Origin of the sequence: Nakamurella sp. UYEF19, assembly GCF_040546275.1 — a bacterium.
Lineage (GTDB): Bacteria > Actinomycetota > Actinomycetes > Mycobacteriales > Nakamurellaceae > Nakamurella.
Genome location: NZ_JBEPNO010000003.1, coordinates 452,384 through 472,198 on the forward strand (window position 1 = coordinate 452,384; position 19,815 = coordinate 472,198).

The window sequence follows — 19,815 nt, forward strand, 5'->3', positions numbered from 1 at the left end:
CATGCTCGACTTCATCGGAGCGACAAAGGCTTTCGGGACCAAGACAGTGCTCGACGAGCTGACCATGAGGCTCGCCCCCGGCGAGATGCTGGGCTTCTGCGGTGCCAACGGCGCGGGCAAGACGACCACGATGCGGATCGCATTGGGTCTCCTCCGGGCCGACTCCGGGGAGGTGTGCTGGCAGGGCCGGCCGGTCGACGACGACATCCGACGCCGGATCGGCTACATGCCGGAGGAGCGGGGGCTCTACGGGCGGATGCGTCCCAAGGATCAGTTGGTGTACCTGGCCAGGCTCTCGGGGATCAGGCCGGCGACGGCCGCTCGCCGCGCGGACGAATGGATCGAGCGACTGGAGGTCACGATGGCCCCGAACGACACGCTGGACCAGCTGTCCCTCGGCAACCAGCAGAAGATCCAACTGATCGCCGCCGTCATCCACGACCCGGAGGTGCTGATCCTCGACGAGCCGTTCTCCGGCCTTGATCCGGTGGCGACCGACCATGTCGCCGCCGGCCTCGCGGAGTTCACCCGTCGGGGAGTCGGCGTGCTGTTCTCCTCCCACCAGCTGGACCTCGTCGAGCGCTTGTGCGACCGCGTTGCCATCATCTCGGCCGGTCGGCTGGTCGCCGACGGACGGGTCGCCGACCTGCGCTCGGACGGCCTGCGACGCTACGAGATCACCGTACTGCGAGCAGTTCCCGGGTGGCCCGGCCGACTACCCGGGGTGCGTGTGCTGGCCGACGACGGCAGCCGGGTAGTGGTCGAGCTGCACCCGGAGACCTCGCCTGCGACGGTGCTGGCGGCCGCACAGCGGGCCGGCGAGGTCGAGCAGTTCGCGCGGCTCCGGCAGAGGCTCACCGACATCTTCCACCAGGCGGTGGCGGCATGACGTCGACCCTGGACGTCGCGGACCCGCAGCGGCCGGTGGCCGACTGTGACCGCCCGGTCGGCATCAGCGCCGGCCGTGCCGTGCGGATCATCGCCGGACGGGAGATCAGCATCCAGTTCCGCCGACGTGAGTTGTGGGCCTCCCTGCTCATCACCGTGATCGTCCTGGTCGGCGCGATGGGGCTGACCCAGCTGTTCGACGGCTCGGCCAGGACCTACCAGGTCGGAGTGGTCGGGAGCCAGCCGTCCCTGACCACGTCCCTGCAGGCCGAATCCGCCTCGGGGGGCGCGGATCTGGAGATCCTCGCGGTCCCCGACCTGGAACAGGCCAGAGCGCAACTGCAGGCAGGCGAGTTGGACGCCGTGATCGCTGCGGATCGCCGGGTGATGTCGCAGGAGCCGCTGAACGGACCGCTGACCACGTCCCTGCAGCGCGCCCACGCACAGTCCGACACGGTGGAGAACCTGCGTGCCGCCGGCCTGACGCCGGCTCAGGTGGGCGCCGCGTTCACCATCGCCCCGCTGGTCTTCGACACCCTCGACCCCGACGCCGTGCGCGATCAGCAACGCCTCTACCTCGCCGCCATTGCCGTCTTCATGCTGTTCTTCCTGATGTTCATGTACGGCCAGGGCATCGCCCAGGGCGTCCTCGAGGAGAAGACGAGCCGGATCGTCGAGGTGCTGCTGGCCAAGGTCCGGGCCCGACAACTGCTGGCCGGCAAAGTGCTCGGCGTCGGCGTGGTGGTACTGACGCAGATGGCGGTCATCCTGGGGGCCGGCATCCTCGGCGCCGCGCTGTTCGGGGTGATCGACGTCCCGGCCGACGCGCTCGGCGTCGGACTGATCGTGCTGGTGTGGTTCGTCCCGGGCTTCTTCCTGTTCGCCACCATGTGGGCGCTGGCCGGTGCCCTCGTCTCCCGTCCGGAGGACCTGCAACACGCGGCCGGGCCGGTGAGCCTGCTGCAGACAGCCGGCATCTTCGCCGCGCTGGTCCCGTTCACCGGTTTCAGCCCCGGACTCGGCCGGGTGCTGTCCTACCTGCCCGGCACGTCCTGGGCCGCCATGCCCGTCCGTCTGGTCTCGGAGGACGTGGCCTGGTGGGAAATGGTCCTGTCACTGGGCCTGATGGGGGTCGCCATTGCCGTCCTGCTGCGATTGGGCGGCCTGGTCTACCTCGGCGGGGCCCTGGAACACGGCCGCATGCTGCGCGCCCGATCCGCTTTGAAACTTGCCAAGGAGAGAGGTCTGTCATGACGATCACCGCACCGCACTCCCAGCCACCGAACACCGAGACACCTGGCGCCGAAACACCTGGCGCCGAGACACCGAACACCGAAACACCTGGCGCCGACACGCGGACCACCGAGGTACCCACGGCGCCGAACGGGGAGACCGCGGCCCGGGCGAAGAGGACCAGGCCCGTCCGACGGCCGACGGATCTGCGGCTGGGAGCCGAACTGGTCGCCGGACACCGCCTGGCCGCGCCGGCGATCGCCGTGTGCGCCCTGTTATCGGTCGCCTCCACGCTGGTGCTGCCGCTGATCGTGGGTGGTCTGATCTCCGCGGTCCAGTCCGGCGGTGGCCTCACCTCAGCTGCCGCCCTGATGATCGGCGCCGCCCTGCTGTCCGCCGGCACCTCGGCCCTGGCCGGTTACCTCCTGTCCCGGCTGGGCGAGAACCTGGTGCTGGGCCTGAGATCCCGCCTGATGGATCACGCCCTGCGGTTGCCGCTCGGCGAGGCAAGCCGAATCGGCACCGCCGACCTCGGCACCAGGATCACCGCAGATGCCATGCAGCTCAAGGGCGCCGTCAACATGGTGCCGATCCAGCTGCCGATGGCCGTGCTCACCCTGGTCGGCACCCTGGTGATCATGGGTCTGCTGGATCCGGTGCTGCTGCTGATCACCGTCGGCGGCTTCACCATGGCCATCGTCGTCATCGCCCTCGTGATCCTCGGTCTGAAACGTCGATACCTATCCCTGCAGAAGGATCTCGGCCTGCTGACCCAGCGTTTCGTCTCGTCGATGGAATCGTTGATCGTGATCAAGTCGGCCCGCGCGGAGTCCGCCGTGGCCGCCGAGCTGCGGGAGGATGCCGGCCGACTCCATCGACTTGGCGTGCAGACCGCGCGGCTCGAATCGCTGATGGTCCCGGTCGTGACGCTCGGCCAACAGGTGGCGTTGCTCGCAGTCCTGGTGGGCGGCGGTGCGCGTCTGGTGGACGGCCGGCTGACCCTCGCAGAGTTCGTGGCCTTCCTGCTCTACCTGCTGCAGCTCACCGCACCGCTGGTGATGGCGACCTCCGGGGTCTCGGCCATCCAGGCCGGTCTGGTGGCCCGTGGCCGATTCGACGACGTGTTCGCCGTGCCAGCCGAAGCCACCGAAGCCACCGGGAACACCGAGAACACCGAGAACACCGAGAACACCGAGAACACCGAGAACACCGAGAACACCGAGAACACAGTAGCCACCGAGAACGGCTCCGGTGTCGGGCATCCCGAGGTCGCGGAGACAGGGACAGTGCGACCGCCCGCGGTCCGGCTGACCGACGTCCACTTCGCCTACGGCACCGAGACCGTCGTGGACGGACTATCCCTCCAGGTTCCTGCGCGCGGGATGACCGCACTGGTCGGTTCGTCAGGAGCCGGGAAATCGACCGTGCTCATGCTGCTGGACCGCCTGATCACTCCTGATGCCGGACGCATCGAGCTCTTCGGCCGCGATCTGGCCGGTCGGTCCGTGCACGACGCGCGGACGGGAGTGGCCATGCTCGACCAATCGTCCACCCTCCTGTTGGACACGGTCCGACGTAATCTGATCCTGGGGCGGACGGATCCGATCACCGATGGACAGCTGTGGCGGGCCCTCGCCCAGGTACGTCTGGACGACGTGATCGCCTCTCTTCCCCTCGGCCTCGACACGACACTCGGTATGGGCCAGGACCTCTCGGGCGGCCAACGTCAGCGGCTCGCACTCGCCAGAGTGCTGTTGGCCGACGCCGATCTCGTGTTGCTTGACGAACCGACCTCCCAGCTGGACGGCGGGAACGAGCACATCCTGCGCGAGGTGGTCGGAGAGCTGGCCCGGACAAGGGCAGTCGTCGTGGTCGCGCACCGGATGTCCACCGTGCAGCACGCCGATCAGGTGCTGCTGCTCGAGGGCGGGACCATCCAGGCCAGTGGCAACCATCAGAGTCTGCTGTCGCATTCTCCCGAGTACGCCCAGCTGGTCCGGTGGCAGATGCTCGACGGTGACGTCGATCCCGTCCTGGCCGGTGCCCGGTGAAGATCTCCGTACTGATCCCGTTCATGCCGACGCGGTCCGAGCAGGTCGTCCCGCTGGCCGCCTTCGTCCAGCATGGTCCGGCGCACGCCCTCTGGCAGGGGCAGGCGCTGCTGCTCGACCCGTATCTGACGTTCGCACACCTCGCGGCGCTGGGACTTCGGGTACCGGTCGGTCTCGGTGTCGCCCTGATGCCCTTCCGCCATCCGTACGACGCGGCCCTGTCGGTGCGCTCGCTGGCATTGACCACCGGAAGCCCGGTGGTCGCCGGATTCGGGCCCGGCGCACCCCGGCTGCAGCAGGCCATGCTCGGCAGCGCCTACCGCAGACCGCTGCAGGCCAGCCGGGAGTACCTCACGGTGGTCGCCGGACTGCTGCGCGAGGGACATGCGGACGTCAGCGGTGAGTACCTCACGAATCGGCTGCAATCGGCCGGGCCTCCCGCACCCGGGGTGGAGATCGGTCTCGGCGTCCTGCGGCCGGGCATGGCCCGACTGGCCGGCGAACTGGCCGACGTGGCGATCACCTGGATGACGCCGGTCACCTATCTCGAGGCCGAAGTCCTGCCCGCACTCCAGGCCGGAGCACGGGCGAGCGGTCACCCGACACCCCGTGTCACTGCGGTGATCCCGATAGCGCTGGCCCGGCCGGACCGCGACCCTGCCGCTCTGCTGCTGGCCGGCAGCTCCGGGCACCTCTCGATGCCGCACTACCAGGACATGCTCGCTCGGTCCGGGGTCGCAGTGGACCCCGAGGACCTCCCGGCGACAGCCCGATCCGCGGTTCGGCACGACGTGTTCCTCTACGGCGACGAGGACGCGTTGCCCGCCAAGGTGGCGGCGTTCGAGGCCGCCGGCGTCGACGAGATCGTGCTCAACGTGACCGGTCTGTGCCAGACCGCCGGACCCACCGCGGCACTGTCCGAACTCCAGGCGATCGTCGGCGTCCTGACCCGGCAGCAGGCCAGGGTCCCGGCATGAGAACGGCAGCCGGCGACGGTCCCGGCATGAGAACGGCAGCAGGCCAGGGTCCCGGCACCACAGCGGCAGCCGGGGCAGCTTCGGCCCCCTTGGGCATCGACCGGCTGCTGTGGCTGGTGACCGGATCGGTGGCGGCCGCGGACGTGCCGTTCCTGGTGCGCTGGGTCCGCCTCGGTCATCCCGGGCTGCAGCTCAAGGTGGTGCTGACGCGCTCGGCCCGGCGGTTCGTCACGCCGGAGGCGGTGGCCAGCCGGCTCGGCGCCGAACCCGAGTCCGACGTCTGGGCCGAGACCGGTTCGCAGACACCGCATGTGGACTGGGCCCAGTGGGCCCAGGCCGTCCTGGTCTACCCGGCGACCTTCGGCGTGGTGGCCAGGCTGGCCCTGGGACTGGCCGACAGCCCGGCGGTACTGGCCGCCCATTGCAGCGGCGGGCCGCTCGTCATCGCGCCAGCCCTGCCGCCCGGAGGGCTGGAAAGCGCTGTGCTGCAGGAGCACTGGCAGAAGCTGGCCGATCGCCCCGGGGTCGCCCTTGCCCCGTGCCGACGCGGCGAGAGCGCTGCCGACGCGACAGCAACCGCCTGGGCGCCGGCGCCGTTCCCGGAGGCACTCGAGTTGCTCAGGGAATTGGCCGCCGACCCAACCGGCCGGTCGCTCGCGCAGCGGTCGACCTCCGAGGTGGCAGCGTGAGCGCCTGCGTGAAGAGCCGTCCGGCGCACTACGGGACCGGTCTGCTGGAAACCGAGATCTCACCGTCCGGTGATCTCATCCGGTGGATCCGGCGGCTCGGACCCCAGGCGCCGTCACTGTTCTCGACGATCGCTACGCCGGCTTCGTTGTCGACGACAGCCACGCCGAGCACCGCCACCGGGCCGGCACGGGCACCGGCCGGCCGGCCGTCGACCGAGGTACGACTGGTCGCCGGCACCGGCAGCAACCGTCGACGGGACTATCTGGTCCGCGGCTCGGACTCGGCAGCCCGGCTGCTGTCGGTCGGCCAGACCACCGGGCTGTCGGAGACGTTGCAGGGGCTGGGCTCCAGCCTCCGCGAACTGCACCGGCAGGGCCTTCCGGTGCAGCTGACGCCGCACCGCGGCATGCACCGTCTCGGCTGCTGGCTGACCGGCCGGTCCCGCCGGGTCTGGGCGGCCCAGGCAGCCGGCGAGCTCCGTGACGGCCTCGGCGAGGGGCGCTGGACACGCCTGGTCGACGGCTGGCGGGACACCACCACGGACCGGGACGTGGTTCTGGTGCACGGGGCGCCGGGTCTCGGTGGCCTGGTCCCGGCCGCCGACGGGGGCGGCGCGGATCTGCTCACCGGGGAGGATCTGGGTGCGGCGCCCTGGTACGTCGACGTCGGCTGGACACTCGGGGAACTGGCCGAGATACGCTGGCGGGCAGGTGCATCCACCGATTGGCCGGATCTCGCCGGTTCGCTGGCTCTCGGATACGGGCGCGAGCCGGACGAGCGATGCGCCGACTGGGCAGTGCTGCGGATCGCCATGCATCTGCACGACTACGTGGCGTACGTGCGCCCTGACCCCGCCGAGGTACGTCGGTACCTCGGCCTTCTCACCCTGCTGCTGGATCGGTGAAGACCACATGACGACCGCACTCGAAATTCCGCCGAAACCTGCACCGGCACCCCCGGCCCTGATCCGCTACACCCTGTCCAACGGCCTGCGGGTGCTGCTGCTCCCCGATCCCCGCATCTCTCGCGTGGCCGTCTGCATGCACTACGGCGTGGGTTTCCGCTCCGAACAACCGGGGCAGGAGGGCCTGGCGCACCTGTTCGAGCACTTGATGTTCCGTGGCAGCAGGCACCTTCCGGACGGCCGATTCTACGACCACGTGCATGCTCTGGGCGGAACGGCCAACGGCACCACCCACCAGGACTACACCGACTTCTACCAGGTGGTCCCGGCCGTCGGACTCGATCTGGCGTTGTTCGCCGAGGCCGACCGCATGGCCGCGCCGCGATTCACCCGCCGTGGCGTTGCCGAGCAACTGATCGGGGTCGGCCAGGAGATCGCGTCCGCGATCGGCGACCGCCCCTACGGCGGGGTGCCCTGGCCTCTGCTGCCCGGCCTGCTGTTCTCCAGGTTCGCCAACTCCCACGACGGCTACGGGTCGCCGAGCCGGTTGATGCAGACCACCGTGGAGGACTGCGAGGAATTCTTCCTGACCCACTACGCACCCGGGAATGCGGTGCTCACAGTGGCAGGCGGCTTCGATCCGCAGGACGCGATCGCTTTGGTGGACAGGCACTTCGGCTCGATCGCGAGTCGGTCGAAGAGCCACGCACCCGATCTGTCGGAACCAATCCGGAGCAGCGCCGCCGGGCCGACCGCGGCCGAGAGCGGAGACGCCTTGGTACCGCATCCGCTGGCCGTGCTGGGGATCGCCCTCGCCGGAGCCGAGACCGACCCCGGGGCGATGGCCGCTCAACTGGTGCTGGCCGCCCTGCTCACGCGAAATCCGCCAACCGGCCTCGGCCCCCTCGATGCCGGATGCGGACTGCTCGGTCCGCTCGATGCCCGCAGCCCCGATGCGTTGGTCGTGGTGGCCGCGCTGCCGGACGGTTGGACCGGCGAACGACTGGCCGACACCCTCCGGGGGTGGTGGGGCCGGGCGATCCGGCAGCACGAGACCGATATCGCCGCCGCCCGCAACCACGTGCTGACCGGTTTCCGGCGCGCGCAGGCGGATCTGGTGACGTCGGCCAGGGCCAGGGGGCGCGGCGAGCTGCTCGGCGGGGGAGCCGAGTCGGTCGACAACGTCATCGCCCAGCTGGCCGTCGTCGATGCGGTCTCGCTCGACCGTGCGGCGGCGACACTGCTGGGTCGCGCACCGGCGGTCGTGACGGTCCGGAACCGCGGACCTCGCGCACCGTGGCTGCTGTCGGCGCATCCGGTCGTCACCCCCGGACCACTCCCGGACGGGACCGACGGCGGTCCAACGTTTGATACCGGTGGTGCGGCAGTCGGTCCCGCTCTGCTCGCACGCAGATCGCCTCGTGGCCCGGAGATCCCGGTCGCCCGCTCGGTCGAGCTGCCGGGTGGTGGTCGACTGCTGATCCTGTCGGGAACTGCAGGACCGATGGAGATCGCGGTTCGCGGATCGGTCGCCGCCGCCGGCCGCCGGAATCCGTCCGCCCTGTACGGGTGGGTGGCGGACCTGCACCGTGAGGTCGATGCGTTCGGCCGACGCACCGGAGGTGGCAGTTCGATCACCACCGACGGCCAGTGGTGGCAGTTGCGCAGCTTTCTGGCTCCGGAGCATCTGAACGCCTGGACGGCCGTGCTCGACCGGTTGCTGGCGCGGTTGCCCATCGGAGCCGCACCGACCGAATCGACACGTTCGGTGCCCCCGGACGGGGACGCCCTCCTGCGGCTGCGGTGGACCGACGATGGGGTACCCGGCCCGCTGCTGGACCTGGCCGGGCTGGTCGTCGTGGTGGCCGGATCGAACGACATCGGTGGTCTGGAGCAATCGCTCGTCCACGGCCTCCGCGACACACGGCCGGTCGAGACATCGAACGTGACAGGGCTTCCGGCGCCGACGCGACTGCTGGTTCCGGGCGGCGAACGAGACTGGGGCACGCTGACGATCAGCGTGCCCGATCCGACGCCGCGGATGCACGACCCGGCACGGTATCTCGCGACCGCAGTCGCGGGCGGTTACCGGCAGGCCCGGCTTGCGCTCCGATCGACGAACGGCCCCGGCGTCGCCTACCAGGTGTTCGCCGGCTACGACAGACTCGGGGACCACTGGCGGTCCTTCGTGCGTGCCTGCGCACCGACCGCCCGACTCGAGGATGTCGAGCACGAGGTGCTGACGGTCATCGACGACCTGGCCAGCCATCCGCCGACGGCGCAGGAGATCGAGCCGGCCCGGCTCTACTGTGCAGGTCAGATCGAGAGTGCCACCGACTCACCCGCATCGATGGTCGCACTGCTGGCGCATCTGATGGCAACGGGCTCGTCCGCGGCAGAACTCGAGTCGTACCCGGATCGGTTGCAGCGGATCGGTAGCGCGGAGGTTGCGGCAGTTGCTGCCGGGCTCTTCGCCGGTCCCCGAACCACCGTCGTCACCACGGCGGTCCCGTGAAGTCGGTGCCCTCATGACGGCAGCACGGCCGTGACCGCCCGGTCCCGACCCCGATCGACGACCCCTGTCGAACACCGACCAACCTCGGCGAGCCCCCGAAGGAGAGGATCACACGATGACCACCTGGACGCTCCCCCACGAGTTGCTCTACCTGATCCGCGATCCGGAGAACGGACGGAGCCCGGTATCGGCCAATCCGACGCATCTGACGCTGGCCGCCGCGCTGGTCGAGGCCGAACTCGGCGGGTTCGTCGGGCTGCACGAACGACGGGCCCGCCGCACCAGGGTCGGCCCGTCGGGTGTCGGGGTGATCGACCAGGTGCTCCGGAAGCTCGACGACCCGGATGGCTCCGTACTGATCACGTCGTTGATCACCGCAAAGGACTGGACGATGCATCGAGAGACGTTGCCGGACAGACTGGTCCTCGACGATCTCGTCCGCGACGGACACCTGCTGACCGAACCCACCGGCACATTCCAACGGAGCCGCTACCGTCCGTCGTCGCCGGCCCGGCGCGAGACCCTGCTCGCCGAGATCGTCCGGCCGCTACGCGAGGGCACTCCGGTCGATCGGAGGCAGGCGGAGCGGATCGCCCTGCTGGACACCTTCCACCTGCTCGGTGGCGTCATCGACGAGCCTGTCCTCGGAAGAGTTCTCGACCGGCTGCGGCCGCTGCGCCGTCAAGCCTCCGCGTCCGGCGAGATCCGCGCGGCGCTGGCCGAGCGGGAACTCGTCTGAGCGTGCCAGGTACCTGCGGTCCGGTCTGCAGCGCAGCGTCGGTGAGCAGGACCTGCTCCGCCAGCCCGATCCAGCTGATCTGGTGTCATACCAGGGTAGTATCCGTCCGAACGTTCGTTCCGGACAGGGAGATCTCCGTGGCAGACGGGTACGGCGGCATCGTCTTCTCGTTGGCGGACACCGCTTTTGCCTGCGCCTGCAACAGCGACAGCCGGATCGCGGTCGCAGCGGACTGCAGCATCGTGTTCGTGCGGCCGGTTCTTGTCGGAGACACCCTGGTGGCCCGGGCCCGGGAGCGCACCCGCTTCGGCCGATCTGGCCGGTACGACGTCACCATCATCTGCGGCGATTCCCTGGTCGCGGAGTTCCGGGGCCGGAGCCACGAGCTGAAGGAACCGCCGCGATGACGGCGGCCGGCCCCTCCGCCCGTCGTCGCGGACGGCCGGGACATGACCTGTCCACCGTGCTGGCCGCCTCGGTCGAGGTGTTCATCGAACGCGGCTACGACGGCACCAGCATGGAGGATCTCTCCGCGCGGCTGGGCATCGGCAAGTCCTCGATCTACCACCACGTCGAGAGCAAGGAGGCGCTGCTGGGCCTGGCCCTGGACCGCGCGCTCGTCGGGCTGGAGCAGGCGGCCGTCGACGTCCGCGCCCTCGGCGGGCCGGCGGTCGAACGGCTCGAGGAGCTGTTGCGGCGCAGCGTCGCCGTGCTCGTCGACGATCTGCCATTCGTCACGCTCCTGCTGCGGGTGCGGGGAAACAGCGAGGTGGAACGACAGGCCCTCGTTCGCCGCCGCCAGATCGACCGCCTGGCTACCGATCTCGTCAAAGAGGCGGTCGGTGACGGAGCTCTCCGGCCCGATATCGACCCGGCCGTCATCGCCCGATTGCTGTTCGGGACGGTGAACTCGTTGACGGAATGGCTCAAGCCGGGCAGCAAACACTCGGCCACCGAGCTCGGCACCATCGTGTCCGCCGTGGTCTTCGACGGTCTGCGCACGCATCCATGAGTAGTCGCCTGCCGTTCGGTCGGCGTCAGCCCCGTCCTGACCTCGTGGTCACCACTCGAGCCCGCCACCTGTCTGGTACTCGATGACGCGGGTCTCGAAGAAGTTCTTCTCCTTCTTCAGGTCCATCATCTCGCTCATCCACGGGAACGGGTTCTCGGTCGGCAGATGCAGGGGTGCCAGCCCGATCTGGGCACATCGCCGGTTGGTGACGAACTTGATGTACTGCTCGCACTGCGCGGCGTTCAGGCCCAGCATCCCGGTTGGCATGGTCTCCCGGCCGTAGGCGATCTCGAGTTCGCAGGCTGTGGCGAGCATTCCGCTGACCTCGGCCTGGAATGCCTGGGTCCACAGGTGCGGGTTCTCGATCTTGATCTGGTTGATCACGTCGATGCCGAAGTTCAGGTGGATCGACTCGTCACGCAGGATGTACTGGTACTGCTCGGCGATGCCCACCATTTTGTTGCGACGCCCGAGCGAGAGGATCTGGGCGAAACCCGTATAGAACCACATGCCCTCGAAGATGACGTAGAACGCGATCAGGTCGCGCAGGAACGCCTGGTCCGACTCCGGGGTGCCGGTGCGGAACCCCGGATCCTCCAGGTGCCGGGTGTACTGCAGTGCCCAGGCGTCCTTCTCGGTGATCGAAGGTACCTCGCGGTACATGTTGAAAAGTTCGCCCTCGTCGAGTCCGAGCGAGGTGCAGATGTACTGGAACGTGTGGGTGTGGACGGCTTCCTCGAACGCCTGACGCAGCAGGTATTGCCGGCACTCGGGATTGGTCAGCTGCCGGTAGACGGCGAGCACGATGTTGTTGGCCACCAATGACTCCGCGGTGGCGAAGAAGCCGAGGTTGCGCAGCAGCATGCTCCGTTCGGCTTCGGTCAAGCCGTTCGCGGACTTCCAGAGCGCGATGTCGGCCTGCATGGACACCTCGGTGGGCATCCACTGGTTGTTGCAGGCGGCCAGGTATTTCTCCCAGGCCCAGTGGTACTTGAGCGGTAGCAGTTGGTTGACGTCGGCGCGGGCGTTGATCATCGCCTTGTCGCCGACGGCGACGCGTCCGCCGCCGGCATCGATGGAGCCGAGTCCGCTGACGGGGTCGTCCAGTTTCGTCACAAGATTGGTCATTTCTCTCTCCACAATCAGGTCGGGGTCTTCGGGTTGGACGGGCCGGAACTACTGGCAGGCTTCGCATTCGGGGTTGTCGACGGAACAGGCGAGGACGTCCTCGGCGGTCAGCACGGTTCGGCCGACCGGCTCCTGGATGGCTACCGGGGTCACCGGAGCAGGGGGCGCGGCAGCGGGGGCGACCGGGGTGGCACTGACCGCATTCAACTTGCCGTCGGTGCCGTTGATGGTCGACTTCTCCACGTGTGTGGCCGAGCTGGACCGGAGGTAGTAGGTCGTCTTGCATCCGGTACGCCAGGCCAGGCGGTAGGTCTCGTCGAGCTTGCGCCCGTTGGGCTGCGCCACGTACAGGTTGAGGGACTGGGCCTGGTCGATCCACTTCTGCCGACGGGAGGCGGCGTGGATCAGCCACGAACTGTCGATCTCGAAGGCCGTGGCGAACAACGCCTTCACGTCGGACGGGATCCGGTCGATCGGCTGTAGAGACCCGTCGAAGTATTTGAGATCGGCGATCATCACCTCGTCCCAGAGGCCCCGCTCCTTGAGCACCGCAACGAGATGCTCGTTGATGACGGTGAAGTCGCCGCTCATGTTGGACTTCACGAACAGGTTGCGATACGTCGGCTCGATGGACTGTGCCACTCCGACGATATTGGAGATGGTGGCCGTCGGCGCGATGGCCATGACGTTCGAGTTCCGCATTCCCTGCCGGTTCACCCTGTGACGCAACCCGTCCCAGTCGAGACGCTGGGTGCGGTCCTGCTCCAGCAGGCCGCCTCGGTGCTGGTCGAGAATGGCGACGGAATCGATCGGCAGGACTCCCCGGCTCCACAGCGAGCCCTCGTACGAACCGTAGCGACCACGGGTCAGTGCCAGGTCCGACGATGCCTCGATCGCGAAATAGGAGAGCTGTTCCATCGACGTGTCGGCGAACTCGACCGCGGCGTCGGAGGCGTAGGCGATGCCCTGGACGTACAGCGCGTCGGCAAACCCCATGAGGCCCAACCCGATCGGGCGGTGCACCAGGTTCGACCGGCGTGCGGCCGGGATCGTGTACATGTTGATGTCGATGACGTTGTCCAGCATCCGGACCGCGGTGCGCACCGTCCCGCGGAGCCGCTCCACGTCCAGCCCATCCGGCCGCACGTGCGCGGCGAGGTTCACCGAACCGAGGTTGCAGACGGCGACCTCCGGGGCGCCGCCGGAGTGGCTGCCCGCCTTGGTGTTCAGGGTGATCTCGGTGCACAGGTTGGAAGAGTGCACGACTCCGACGTGCTGCTGCGGGGACCGCAGGTTGCACGGATCCTTGAAGGTGATCCACGGGTGCCCCGTCTCGAACAGCACGGTGAGCATCCGGCGCCACAGCTCGACGGCCCTGACCCGACGGAAGACGGCGATCTCCCCGCGGTCGGCGGCGGCCTCGTACTCGGCGTAGCGCACGGCGAAGTCGTTGCCGTACAGGTCATGTAGATCGGGGGCCTCGTCCGGGGAGAACAGGGTCCACTGGCCGTCGCTCTCGACGCGGCGCATGAACTCGTCCGGCACCCAGTTCGCGGTGTTCATGTCGTGGGTGCGTCGGCGATCGTCGCCGGTGTTCTTCCGCAGGTCGAGGAATTCCTCGACATCGATGTGCCACGTCTCCAGGTAGGCGCAGACGGCGCCCTTCCGCTTGCCACCCTGGTTGACGGCCACCGCGGTGTCGTTCGCGATCTTCAGGAACGGGACCACCCCGGAAGAGAGTCCGTTGGTGCCGCGGATGTGCGCCCCGATGCCACGCACCGGGGTCCAGTCGTTGCCGAGCCCACCGGAGAACTTCGCCAGCAGCGCGTTGTTCTTGATCGACTGGAAGATGTCGTCGAGGTCGTCGTCGACGGTGGTCAGGAAGCAGGACGACAGCTGCGGCCGGGTGGTGCCGGCGTTGAACAGGGTCGGGGTGGAGGCCATGAAGTCGAAGCTCGACAGCAGCCGGTAGAACTCGATCGCAGCGGCCTCCCGGTCCGGCTCCCGTACGGCCAGCCCCATGGCCACCCGCATGAAGAAGGCCTGCGGTAGTTCGTATCTGGTGCCGCGGTGGTGCAGGAAGTAGCGGTCGTAGAGGGTCTGCAGGCCGAGGAAGGTGAAGTCGTTGTCCCGCTGCCCATCCACCGCAGCGCTGATGCGCTCGAGATCGAACTCCGCGAGCTGCGGATCCAGCTGGCCCAACTCGATCCCCCGTGCCAGGTAGGCGGGGAGGTACTGCGCATAGCCGGCCGTCATCTGCGCGGCGGTGGCCTGTGTCGGCGCGTCGTGCAGGAAGGTCAGGGCCTCGGCCCGGAGCGTGTCGGCGAGCAGCCGCGCGGCCACCTGCGAGTAGGCCGGCTCGGTCTCCACGAGTCCGCGGGCCGCCATGATCGGCGCCAGCCCGAGTTCGACCGTCGTCATGCCGTCGTAGAGGTTCGCCTGCGTACCGGCCAGGACCAGCGCGGCATCCGTCTCGCCCAGGCCGGCGCAGGCCTCGTCGATCACCGAGCTCAGCCGTTCGCGATCCAGCCGGGCGAGCGTCCCGTCCGGCCAGGTCACCGACATCGACGTCTGGATCGGAACAGGTTGCGACACAGCGGTGTTCCGCTCGTCACGAGCACGGCGGTGCTCCTCGCGGTAGAGGATGTAGGCGCGAGCGACGGCGGCGTGACCGCCCCGCATCAGCACCAGTTCGACCTGGTCCTGCACGTCCTCGAGATTGATCTTGCCGCCCGGGGCATGGCGACGGTGCAGGGTGCCGACCACGTCGTCCGCCAGTTGGGAGACCAGCGTCCGGAGCCGTGAGGACGTCTGGGCCCTCTCGCCCTCGACGGCCAGGAACGCCTTGGTGATGGCCACGATGATCCGGCCGGCGTCGAACGGGGCGGTGGAACCGTCACGGCGGATCACCGACAGATCGGTGCGGAGCTTGAGGTCGTGACGCAGATCAACGGGGTCGGGGGCGTCGGGAAGGTGAAGACCGCGCAGGGTCTGGGTCATGCTTTCTCCTCGCGAGAAAAGACCGGTGACGGCGGATCTCGGGGAGGATGCGCAGGACCGTCCTGGAGGCAGCCCGATCGGGGTGCCCAGGATGGCCTGGAGCGCAGGGACCCTCCCACGGGGTCGACCGACGGCGCGCACCGGCTGGCGCGCGCACTGATGGCAGGTCTTCGGACTCGCGGGCACGACCGGCTTCTGACACCGATCTCCTACTGGCCGTCGCTTCCCGAACGCCGGAGCGTTCAGTGCTTCATGACGACTGTCGTTCCCACTCACCGCTGCGGGGCAGTCCCGGATTCACACCGGATTCCCTGTTGGCACGCCCTCCCCGGAATTGCTCACTCCGGGTCAGGCGAACCACCAGCAGAACGGACAGTACATGTGGGGGGCATGTCGATCAACAACCCCCACATGTCGTGTTGGGCGTGTCGTCGAGCCGAGCTGAGACGGACCGGGCCCGACCTTGCTCACTGAAGCTGATGCTGCACGGCAGAAGTGGTTCGACGCGCTCTGACAGCGCTGCCCAGCCCGACCGTGACCACGCCGACCAGTACCACCGCACCGCCGATCAATTCGCCGGCCACCGGGACCTCGTCCAGCCAGAAGTAGGCGATCAACACCGCGAACGCGGGAACGAGGTACAGCAGAGACGTCGAGGTCACCATCTCCAGACGTCCGACGGCGTAGCCCCACAGGACGAATCCGAGGGCCGACGGAAAGACGCCGAGGAAGGCCACCGACCACCACGCCCCCGCAGACGCGCTCCCCATCTGGCCCCAGGCTCCGGGAAGGGCGGGCAGCAGCATGAGAGTGCCGGCGACCATGCCGTAGGTGGCGACCTCGACGCCGCTGTAGCGACGCAGGAGCGGCTTGATCATGGGGTGGTAGATGCCCTGGACGATGGTCACACCGATCAGGATCCACACCGACGAGGACAGCGACAGTTCCGATCGTGCGGACGCGACCAGGGCGACACCGGTGATCGCCACCGCGCTGCCCACGATCTTGATCACGGTCAGCCGTTCGCCGAACGCAACCGCTGCCACCGCGACGCTGACCAGCGGAGCGGCCGCGACGATCATGCTGGCGGTACCGGCCGGCACCGTGACCTCTCCCCAGTTCAGCAGGATCTGGTAGGCGGCCATGCCGAAGAACCCGCAGCCCAGGATCAACGGGACATCCCGCAGTGCCGGGAGTTTCACCTTCAATACCGGGGCGAGCAGAAGCAGCACGGCCGCGGCCACGGACAGTCGCGCGACCGACAGACCGGCGACGCCGAACTCGGGCACCGCCACCCGCACCGCCGGGAAGGCGCCGGCCCAGAGCACGACGACACCGAGACCGGCGAACAGTGCGCGCTTGGACGTCATACCCCGAAGCCTGCGCACTTTCGTGCGGTACGTTCATTTACTTCTTCAGTACTATCTCATCATCTTCGGTGATGTGTTGGACCCCCGGAAGCTGCTCGAACGGAGACTCTCGCGCACGGCCGTCTCGAACAGCTCGTCCAGCCCGATCCCGGCCGCCTTCGCCATCATGCTGATCACGCTCTTGCGGGCGAACGAGCTGTAGAGGCCGGCCTCGAGGAACCAGGGCTGCCCGCTGGGGTCGATCCGGAAGTCGAACAGGCTGTAGTGCCGGCAGCCAAGGGCGACATGGCATTGCCGGGCCACCTCCCAGACCCGGCGGGTGATCGGATCATCGAGCGCCACCATCCACGCCCTGGTGCTGTCCTTGGCCACCAGATTCAGCTCACCCCCGCCGGTGCGGCTGATCTTGTCGTCATGGTTGCGGATCGGCTTGGTCGCGCTGTCGACGTTGTACTCCTCGAGGGGCAGACAGATCAGCTCACCGTCCCGGACGATGATGCCGCAGCGCACTTCCCGCCCCAGTTGGACGAACGACTCGACCAGGGCCTCGTCGGAATGCTCGAGAGCCGCGTCCAACGCCTCCGCGAATTCGTGGGGCGCGCGCACGAGGGTCACTCCGAGCGAGTTGTCCCCGTCCACCGGTTTCACCACCACCGGAAGGGCCAACGACGGCCGGTCGCCGCGGCGAACCGTCTCCCCGGCAGGCACCAGGACACCGGCCGCAGCGACCACCGCCTTCGCGTGTGCCTTGTTCGCAGTCAGGGCCATCACCTCTGGCCTGTTCCCGACGAAGGGAACACCCAGCACATCGAACAGACTGCGGTAGGACGTCATGCCGGGAACGCAGAACATCTGCGGCACCACGACACCGGGCGCCATCGCGGCGATGTGCCGGATCGCGTCGCCAACCGACATCGCCGCCGCCGCGGAGATGGCCGCCTGGCTCAGGTCTACGGGAAAGCGCCATAGCAGATCCGGTGTGACATAGGCGATGTGGAAGTCGTAGCGCTCGCTGTCGGCGGTCGCCTCCAGGCAGTCCGCGGCATAGAGGCGGGACAGGTCGGCCAGGAAATCGCTGACGGCCGACCCGGTGAGGTGCAGCACCCGGAGCGTCACGGTTCAATCCCCCGACGGCTCGACGAGCTTGCCGATGTTGAAATCGATGCGGATCCAGCTCTTGCGCTGCCGCAGGTTGTTCAGCAGCAGCCAGGGGATCTGGACGTGATGCAACATCAGGAACGGCAGCGGATCATCCCAGTCGAAGATCGCATCCTTGCCGCGGAAGATCGTCCTGAGCCGCGAGGCGACGTGCGTCGGCCGGGTCAGGAGTCGCCAGACCTCGTGGTAGATCCAGTATGTCGGCCGACTGCCGGGCAGCGGCGTGATCATCGGGTGGTCGTCGTCCAGGTAGGCGTTCGCCAGATCCGGGTGGTCGTAGAACATGGTGATCGCAGAGTGGGTGCGGGGATTGCACTCGATGGCGTAGACCTGCCCGTCGTCGGCCTCGATGAAGTCGAAGCTCACCTGCCCGGTCAGCTTCAACGGCTCGACGAACTTCCTGACCCAGTCCTCGATCTCGGGCTTGTCGACCATCTCGTAGTTGATCTGGAAGGCGGAGGACTCGCAGCAGCAGTAGACCTGGATCCGGCCCTCCCGCACGGTGCTGTGCGTGCAGTACTCCTGACCTTTGATCATCGCCTGCATGATCCACGGCGAATCGCCGCCGATGGGCTTGGACCGGGCGAAAGCCGCTGTCGCCTCACGGGTGGGGCGCGGTAACGTCGTCAGGTCCATCCGATGCACCGGGTCGTACGGGATGCTCTTGAGGATGTAGGAGTTCTCGGCCTCGGCGAAATCGAACTCCGCCACCTGCTCCGGCGAGGTGATCCGATGGGAGTCAGGTACCGACACCCCCAGAGATGCTGCCATGGCGGAGAATTCGTATTTGTCGTCAAGACCGGAGATCATGTCGAGATCGCAGTGCAGGACCTCGCAGTACTCCGAGAGAGCGGGCTTGGCAAGGGCGTCGTAGTAGCTGGCCACCGGGCTGCAGACCGGGACGTAGACGTCGACCGCCTCTTTCCGCACGATGTCGACCAACGCCTGGACGTACTCGGGTGACTGGGGTTTCGGAACAGCGTAGAAACGATCGACGGATCGGGAGAATCGGTGCCCCGTGAAGCGGTACTTGTGCGACTCGATCATGATCACGCGGTGGCCGGCGGCGTGGAACGAGCGAGCGAGTTGCAACGACTTGGTCATCTTCCCGCCGCTGACCATGATCGTACGAGGACGCGACACCGTCTGCTGCGGCTTTCGGATGACGCTCGACCGGACCAGGGCAACGGCGGTGAGCGCCAGGTTGACCGGGAGGGCTACCTGTAGAAGTGCCAGCACCCCAACGGTTCTACCGACGGTCCGCAGCTGTTGAACCGCCTCGGCGCGAGGGGTGGCCGGTTCAGTCGACATGCGGGAACGTCCCGTCCCGATGTTTCGTCCCGGTCGCCACCATCCCGCGGTGCATGACCCGGTCTCCGATGACGTCGGCGTGGTCTGCCCGGTGCAGTACGCAACCGTTGTCCCACATGACGACATCACCCGGCGCCCAGGCATGGCGGTAGGTGTTGTGCGGTGCGGTCGAGTGGGCGTAGAGGAACTCGATCATGTCCTTACCCTTGGCATCGTCCATGCCGCTGATCGAGACACACCGGGCCGGCGTGGAGAGGTAGAGCGCCGTCCGGCCGGAGATGGGGTGCCGACGGAAGACGGGATGGTCGGCTTCCGTCTCGGCGTCCTCGTCGAGATCCAGACCTGTCATCACATGGCGGATCGTGCGGCCCTCGAGGTCCGAGCGAACCTCCGGCGGCAACGTCTCGTACGCCCGGTACTGGTTGGTGAACAGCGTTTCGCCTCCCTGCGAGGGAATCTCGACGGCCCTCAACGCCGTGTAGGTGGGCGGGTGACTGACGTAACTGGTGTCGACGTGGAACACACTGCGCGGCGGAGTCTCCCGGCCGACGTTGCTGATCACGTTCAGGTCGGGGAACCCGTCGACCGGAGTCTCGCCGATCGAGAGCATCAGGTCGCCGAACTGCTGCAGGAAACCGATGAACTCGGTGTCGTCGAGCTGCTGACCGGGTAGCACTGCGACGCCATGCTCGGACAGCAGTTCTTCCAGCCTCGAAACCGCAGCGGCATCGACGTCGGTGAGCGGCAGATCGGTGACCTCGACCCCGATGGGGTTCAGGATGTGGTGGAGCATGTGCTTTCCCCTTCAGGAGTTCTGCGGACGGCCGCGAGCTGGTTCT

The 19,815-nt window shown here is 68.0% G+C and carries 16 protein-coding genes and 1 riboswitch; of the genes, 10 read left to right on the forward strand and 6 right to left on the reverse strand.

Annotation, left to right across the window (positions count from 1 at the left end; all coding sequences use genetic code 11):
• Position 1 precedes the first annotated feature (1 nt).
• The 10 genes from ABIB25_RS08230 to ABIB25_RS08275 all read left to right on the forward strand — a co-directional run bounded on the left by ABIB25_RS08230 (position 2) and on the right by ABIB25_RS08275 (position 11,009).
• Complete coding sequence (locus tag ABIB25_RS08230) at positions 2-889, forward strand: ABC transporter ATP-binding protein (RefSeq protein ID WP_354527937.1); 888 nt, start codon at positions 2-4, stop codon at positions 887-889.
• A complete protein-coding gene (locus ABIB25_RS08235) occupies positions 886-2,142 on the forward strand; it encodes an ABC transporter permease (protein WP_354527938.1) in 1,257 nt (418 codons plus the stop codon). The genes ABIB25_RS08230 and ABIB25_RS08235 overlap by 4 nt, the downstream gene beginning before the upstream one ends.
• Complete coding sequence (locus tag ABIB25_RS08240; protein WP_354527939.1) at positions 2,139-4,172, forward strand: ABC transporter ATP-binding protein; 2,034 nt, start codon at positions 2,139-2,141, stop codon at positions 4,170-4,172. The genes ABIB25_RS08235 and ABIB25_RS08240 overlap by 4 nt, the downstream gene beginning before the upstream one ends.
• On the forward strand, positions 4,169-5,149 hold the full coding sequence (locus ABIB25_RS08245) for an LLM class flavin-dependent oxidoreductase (RefSeq protein ID WP_354527940.1): 981 nt from the start codon (positions 4,169-4,171) through the stop codon (positions 5,147-5,149). Before ABIB25_RS08240 ends, ABIB25_RS08245 begins: the two co-directional genes overlap by 4 nt.
• 26 nt (positions 5,150-5,175) lie before the next feature.
• Positions 5,176-5,838 carry a flavoprotein gene (locus tag ABIB25_RS08250; RefSeq protein WP_354527941.1) on the forward strand — a complete coding sequence of 221 codons (663 nt, stop codon included), beginning with the start codon at positions 5,176-5,178 and terminating at the stop codon, positions 5,836-5,838.
• The gene (locus ABIB25_RS08255) at positions 5,835-6,743 is read left to right on the forward strand and encodes a hypothetical protein (protein ID WP_354527942.1); all 909 of its coding nucleotides are present in this window, start codon (positions 5,835-5,837) and stop codon (positions 6,741-6,743) included. Before ABIB25_RS08250 ends, ABIB25_RS08255 begins: the two co-directional genes overlap by 4 nt.
• 7 nt (positions 6,744-6,750) lie before the next feature.
• Positions 6,751-9,258, forward strand: a complete 2,508-nt coding sequence (locus ABIB25_RS08260; protein WP_354527943.1) for a M16 family metallopeptidase — start codon at positions 6,751-6,753, stop codon at positions 9,256-9,258.
• A 115-nt stretch (positions 9,259-9,373) separates the two neighbouring features.
• Entirely contained in the window at positions 9,374-9,997 is a 624-nt protein-coding gene (locus ABIB25_RS08265) for a GPP34 family phosphoprotein (protein WP_354527944.1), read from the forward strand.
• 137 nt (positions 9,998-10,134) lie between these two features.
• On the forward strand, positions 10,135-10,404 hold the full coding sequence (locus ABIB25_RS08270; RefSeq protein ID WP_354527945.1) for a hotdog domain-containing protein: 270 nt from the start codon (positions 10,135-10,137) through the stop codon (positions 10,402-10,404).
• Complete coding sequence (locus tag ABIB25_RS08275) at positions 10,401-11,009, forward strand: TetR/AcrR family transcriptional regulator (RefSeq protein WP_354527946.1); 609 nt, start codon at positions 10,401-10,403, stop codon at positions 11,007-11,009. Before ABIB25_RS08270 ends, ABIB25_RS08275 begins: the two co-directional genes overlap by 4 nt.
• Before the next feature lie 48 nt (positions 11,010-11,057).
• Here the strand turns inward: ABIB25_RS08275 and ABIB25_RS08280 are convergent, their stop codons facing one another.
• The 6 genes from ABIB25_RS08280 to ABIB25_RS08305 all read right to left on the reverse strand — a co-directional run bounded on the left by ABIB25_RS08280 (position 11,058) and on the right by ABIB25_RS08305 (position 19,769).
• A complete protein-coding gene (locus ABIB25_RS08280; protein ID WP_354527947.1) occupies positions 11,058-12,137 on the reverse strand; it encodes a ribonucleotide-diphosphate reductase subunit beta in 1,080 nt (359 codons plus the stop codon).
• A 48-nt stretch (positions 12,138-12,185) separates the two neighbouring features.
• Positions 12,186-15,137 (reverse strand): ribonucleoside-diphosphate reductase subunit alpha, encoded by a 2,952-nt coding sequence (locus ABIB25_RS08285; RefSeq protein ID WP_354527948.1) that lies wholly within the window; start codon positions 15,135-15,137, stop codon positions 12,186-12,188.
• A gap of 144 nt (positions 15,138-15,281) precedes the next feature.
• Positions 15,282-15,517: riboswitch (cobalamin riboswitch) on the reverse strand.
• A gap of 87 nt (positions 15,518-15,604) precedes the next feature.
• Positions 15,605-16,507: a DMT family transporter gene (locus ABIB25_RS08290; RefSeq protein WP_354527949.1), complete on the reverse strand. Its 903-nt coding sequence runs from the start codon at positions 16,505-16,507 to the stop codon at positions 15,605-15,607.
• 51 nt (positions 16,508-16,558) lie between these two features.
• Positions 16,559-17,623 (reverse strand): D-alanine--D-alanine ligase family protein, encoded by a 1,065-nt coding sequence (locus tag ABIB25_RS08295; protein ID WP_354527950.1) that lies wholly within the window; start codon positions 17,621-17,623, stop codon positions 16,559-16,561.
• Between the two features lie 3 nt (positions 17,624-17,626).
• Entirely contained in the window at positions 17,627-18,976 is a 1,350-nt protein-coding gene (locus tag ABIB25_RS08300) for an ATP-grasp domain-containing protein (RefSeq protein WP_354527951.1), read from the reverse strand.
• The gene (locus tag ABIB25_RS08305) at positions 18,966-19,769 is read right to left on the reverse strand and encodes a TauD/TfdA dioxygenase family protein (protein WP_354527952.1); all 804 of its coding nucleotides are present in this window, start codon (positions 19,767-19,769) and stop codon (positions 18,966-18,968) included. The genes ABIB25_RS08300 and ABIB25_RS08305 overlap by 11 nt, the downstream gene beginning before the upstream one ends.
• Positions 19,770-19,815: the final 46 nt, after the last annotated feature.

Coding starts and splice junctions, on each gene's coding strand:
- ABIB25_RS08230 (WP_354527937.1), top strand. CDS start 2: ATGCTCGACTTCATCGGAGCGACAAAGGCTTTCGGGACCAAGACAGTG.
- ABIB25_RS08235 (WP_354527938.1), top strand. CDS start 886: ATGACGTCGACCCTGGACGTCGCGGACCCGCAGCGGCCGGTGGCCGAC.
- ABIB25_RS08240 (WP_354527939.1), top strand. CDS start 2,139: ATGACGATCACCGCACCGCACTCCCAGCCACCGAACACCGAGACACCT.
- ABIB25_RS08250 (WP_354527941.1), top strand. CDS start 5,176: ATGAGAACGGCAGCAGGCCAGGGTCCCGGCACCACAGCGGCAGCCGGG.
- ABIB25_RS08260 (WP_354527943.1), top strand. CDS start 6,751: ATGACGACCGCACTCGAAATTCCGCCGAAACCTGCACCGGCACCCCCG.
- ABIB25_RS08265 (WP_354527944.1), top strand. CDS start 9,374: ATGACCACCTGGACGCTCCCCCACGAGTTGCTCTACCTGATCCGCGAT.
- ABIB25_RS08275 (WP_354527946.1), top strand. CDS start 10,401: ATGACGGCGGCCGGCCCCTCCGCCCGTCGTCGCGGACGGCCGGGACAT.
- ABIB25_RS08280 (WP_354527947.1), bottom strand. CDS start 12,137: ATGACCAATCTTGTGACGAAACTGGACGACCCCGTCAGCGGACTCGGC.
- ABIB25_RS08285 (WP_354527948.1), bottom strand. CDS start 15,137: ATGACCCAGACCCTGCGCGGTCTTCACCTTCCCGACGCCCCCGACCCC.
- ABIB25_RS08290 (WP_354527949.1), bottom strand. CDS start 16,507: ATGACGTCCAAGCGCGCACTGTTCGCCGGTCTCGGTGTCGTCGTGCTC.
- ABIB25_RS08300 (WP_354527951.1), bottom strand. CDS start 18,976: ATGTCGACTGAACCGGCCACCCCTCGCGCCGAGGCGGTTCAACAGCTG.
- ABIB25_RS08305 (WP_354527952.1), bottom strand. CDS start 19,769: ATGCTCCACCACATCCTGAACCCCATCGGGGTCGAGGTCACCGATCTG.